Genomic DNA, 4,087 nt, shown 5'->3' on the forward strand with positions numbered 1-4,087 from the left:
CTTTAAAGAGCCTAAAAGCTATCTTGGATAGATACAAGAAGCTATTTCTATAATCTTTCTTTATTAGAAATAGCAGTTCACTACGAGAAGAGATAAAAAACTAGATCTAGGATAATATCGCTATCTTAAAAGCAATTATTATTAAGTTATTTAATATACAAACAAAAAACAAAAAAGATTAGGTCTTAGTTAAATATTCCTTAACTCAAATATTTAACTAAGACCTAAAGTCTTTAAAAGACCATCACAATTAGGAAGTGCACATACAATAAATGTATAACAACACTAATGCTAGAATTATATATCTAATTTAAAATAAAATCAACTATTTATTACTTTACAATTATAATAATTATTTTCAACCTCTTATTCTATTATATCTTTTTTTGTTTTTTACTTTTCAAACTTTCAAATCCATTTATAAACTCTTTTAGTAAATCCTGTTTGTTTAAAAAAAGATCATCTAATATAAATCCTGCAAGTTTAATATTTTTCCTATAGAATTTATAACTATCTTCACTTTTAAGCTGAAACCTTAGTGGGTTTATTAGATTTTGTTTCAATTTTCTATCTTGAGTATCTTTATATTTGGTATTTATTAAAAATAGTGTGTTTTTAATTCCATTTTCTATTATATAATTTTCTTTAATAATTCCATCTGATAAAGCATTTCCAACTTTTAAATAGTTATATACCTGACTTTTAGCAAGCCTATATTCCTTTATGAAACCCTCAAATTTTGCATGTCCATCTAATACATATAAACCTTTGTCTTTAATCTCTTTTATAATTTTAATATTATCCAGTATATTATTAATTTGGTCTTTAAGATTAATAATTAACCTTTCTTTTAATTTTTTATAATGAGTCCTCACTTTGTCATCTTCTGTTGTATCCTTGCTTTTCAATTCTCTCGAATTAAGTATAATGTTCATCTAAAACTCCTTTGTATTAATTATACACTTTTTACACTTGTTCCACTCGGTGGAATTTTTGTTTATGTTAATTTTATAATCCTATCCAAAAGAATATTAAGTGCATTTTGATATTCTATAATGTAGTCTTTGCTTAAATCAAAATTAATATTACCCGCTATTCTCTTGTTTAAATCTTCTCTTTCATTTATAAATCCTATAAAGTTATTATTTTCTCTTAATTTACTTAATAATTCTTTATGTGTACTATTTTTTTTAAATCTGGTAACTAGTAAAAAATATGGAAGATCAAGATCTAACTTTTTCAAAAAAAAATTAAACAAGTTTAAACTTTCAACAGTCCATTTTTCAGCCGTCATTGGTATTACCACATAATTACTAACAAAAAGGGCATTTATTAGTGTATAATCTAAACTTGGGTTTGTATCTATGATAATATAATCATAAGTTGTTTCTAATTGTTTTAATTGTTTTTGCAATTTAAGTTCCTTAAAATGTATAACTTCTGAACTAAACTTATGTAAAGTTAAATAACTAGGTATGAATCTTAAATTATCACTAATTTTAATTAATGCATTATTAATGCTTAAGTTAAATTTTAGAACTTCATATATATTGTTATTAATTAAATCTATTCCTTCATTTTCTATAAAATTGAAATAATAACTAGTAACTGATGCCTGTGCATCTATGTCGATTAATAGCACTTTATTTTGCTTTGATAGCAAGACTGCAAATATCAAACTAGTAGTGCTTTTACCAACACCACCTTTAATACTTGCTACAGTAATTACTTTAGGTTTTTGTTTAACCACTTAGCTATATTTCCTCCTTCTGGTAATTTTTTATTATAGAATTCATATAATTCTTTTTCTAATCTTAAAAATACCTTAATCAGGGTTTGATAATATTTTGTTCCTATTTTCTCTTTTCTAACTAAATAAGAAATTCCTTTAAGGTAGCAAAAAATACTACCTTTTTTGAATTTAAATTCTATGTAGTAAACTCTTGAAAAGTTATACGCTTTAGTTATCCCATTTTCTTCATATATCTTTACAACATTTGTTACAGGTTTTCTGTAACCATAATAAATACCTAAAAATTTATCGTCTTCTCTTATAGAAAATAAATTAAATGTCTCTATTTTTTTCTGGTTAAAAATTCCTTTAAATGAAATAAAAAACTTGTCATGTTTTCTCTTATCAACTCCAAATGCAAAAAAATCATGCATGATTTTTGTATGATATATGGTTCTATTAACTTCAGTTTCTTTTTTAATGAAAATACCTTTATTTTTTTCTTTTGTGGTTTTAATTTTTTTTATTTTTTCTCTTAATCTTTCCAGTGGAAGTACACTCTGCATTTTCTACCTACCTCTTCTTAATTTTAATAAATCAAGATTTAAATTGCTTTCTAAGCGAATTTTTTTCTTTTGAATCTATTCTTACTTTCTATTATGTTTAACAAATCATAATAGTATTTGTTGTTTGTTATGTACTTATAGCTCAAATTTTGCTTATCATTTAAGTACTGCTTTATTATTTGCACTAATTCTTTTATGTCTGTCCTATATCTTAATTGTTCTAATAATATGCTAAATATGTTTTTTATAATTTCTGTTTTATCTTCTTTCTTTATTTGTTTTACTGTTCTTTTAATTTTATCTATTATCTTGTCTAAATCTTTATATTTTTTAGTTTCTATTATGAAGTGTGGTTTGTTTTTATAGATCTCATAGACTCTCTTAATTTCTTTTTTAACACAGTCTTCTTGATATCCCATTTTTTCTAAATTAATTTCTACTTCATTGAGTATTTCCTTAAGCCTTTCTTGTTTTGTGTTGAGATTATTGCCCTCTTTTCCAATATTTCTTATTATTTTACTATAACCACTATTTTTAAACTTTTTGCATAAATATGCAGGGTTTTTAGCGTTCTTAGTTATTATAACGGATAACCTTCCTTCTATTATATTATTGGGTGTACACATAAGATCATTTTCGATACGTTTTAGGTTCCTTAGGTGATTGATTTTATGTTCATTTGGTATTTGCATTTCTAAAATTAAAGAAGGTAATTTTGTTCTAAAATTACACTTTTCTATGTAATTTTCTATTTTCTTTTTATTATTATTTATACTAGTAAAACATTCCCTTTTTTCTACACTACTATTTTTATTTAAGGTTTTTACATTATGTTTTTTAATACGTATTTGAAACTTGTTTTCTTTTTTTATCTTAAAGTGTTTATTAATCTCATAGTGACACTTCTTTTTAGGGTATTTAAGTGTATAGTAAACCTCAGTACCAAAATTTTTTCCCAAATGTTTATAGTAATTAATAGTTACTTTAAAAATTTTCTCTAGCTTATATAGGTAGTTTTGTAGAGTTTTGATCTTAACAAGATGCTGTCCATTTCTTTTTAAGTTGTTGTTGTAATAATACAAAATATTGCTTTGATTATATTTTTTGTATTGCTCGTTCATGAAGCTAAGTGTTGATATTAATACTATTAATTTGTGTTGATATTTATTTTGATATTTTTTAAGTTTATTAGTTTTAGTATCCATTTAGACGCCTCCATTTATTGTGATTTATTATTACTACCATAGTACATCAATTCTTTAATAAAAGTAAGCTTTTTAGAAATAAAAATTATTTTTATAAATTTTTAACAAAATAGAGTTGAAAATATTAGTTTTTGATGTACATATAAGCCTTATGAATCATAAATAGAGCGTTAGATAAGGAGCACGAATATAGCAAAGATTAAAAGTGTATACAAAAACTTTCTTGTGTTGGAGCGCGAGGTATTGTATTGACTTAGATTTACTAAAACAATTGAATTTGATTCACAGCTTGCAATTTAAAAAAATTATCTTTAGTGAGGTAGTTAATATATTCAAGGACAAGAATAATCTAATACAAGTTATGATAGTATGCTTTATAAGATTTTGCTTGCTTTTTAACTAAAAACAGGTTCATTTAGCAAATAAATAGGTTTAGTTTGATTTTAAATATACTTTTAATGGTATCTCTGAGGCTTTTTCCAGTGACTTTTTCCAGTAGATCTAAGGCAATAACTTGTAGAGCAAAAATAAAGTTTTAGACAATACTTAACTAAATAAGTAGAATATTTTTTTACTTAGTAGCC

4 protein-coding genes are annotated in these 4,087 nt (G+C 23.9%); all 4 read right to left on the bottom strand.

The features are described 5' to 3' along the window. Positions 1-374: 374 nt before the first annotated feature. The 4 genes from F0310_RS05460 to F0310_RS05475 all read right to left on the bottom strand — a co-directional run bounded on the left by F0310_RS05460 (position 375) and on the right by F0310_RS05475 (position 3,503). Positions 375-935, bottom strand: a complete 561-nt coding sequence (locus tag F0310_RS05460) for a chromosome replication/partitioning protein (protein WP_182117957.1) — start codon at positions 933-935, stop codon at positions 375-377. A 62-nt stretch (positions 936-997) separates the two neighbouring features. After that, positions 998-1,750 carry a ParA family protein gene (locus F0310_RS05465; protein WP_182117958.1) on the bottom strand — a complete coding sequence of 251 codons (753 nt, stop codon included), beginning with the start codon at positions 1,748-1,750 and terminating at the stop codon, positions 998-1,000. Beyond that, positions 1,726-2,298, bottom strand: a complete 573-nt coding sequence (locus F0310_RS05470) for a DUF226 domain-containing protein (protein ID WP_182117959.1) — start codon at positions 2,296-2,298, stop codon at positions 1,726-1,728. Before F0310_RS05470 ends, F0310_RS05465 begins: the two co-directional genes overlap by 25 nt. Before the next feature lie 50 nt (positions 2,299-2,348). Continuing rightward, complete coding sequence (locus F0310_RS05475) at positions 2,349-3,503, bottom strand: plasmid maintenance protein (protein WP_182117960.1); 1,155 nt, start codon at positions 3,501-3,503, stop codon at positions 2,349-2,351. Between the last annotated feature and the right edge of the window lie 584 nt (positions 3,504-4,087).

Source organism: Borrelia sp. A-FGy1, assembly GCF_014084025.1.
Taxonomy (GTDB): Bacteria; Spirochaetota; Spirochaetia; order Borreliales; family Borreliaceae; genus Borrelia.

Bases quoted from the DNA above. Each gene is read 5' to 3' on its own strand.
- F0310_RS05460 (WP_182117957.1), bottom strand. From the start codon at position 935: ATGAACATTATACTTAATTCGAGAGAATTGAAAAGCAAGGATACAACA.
- F0310_RS05470 (WP_182117959.1), bottom strand. From the start codon at position 2,298: ATGCAGAGTGTACTTCCACTGGAAAGATTAAGAGAAAAAATAAAAAAA.
- F0310_RS05475 (WP_182117960.1), bottom strand. From the start codon at position 3,503: ATGGATACTAAAACTAATAAACTTAAAAAATATCAAAATAAATATCAA.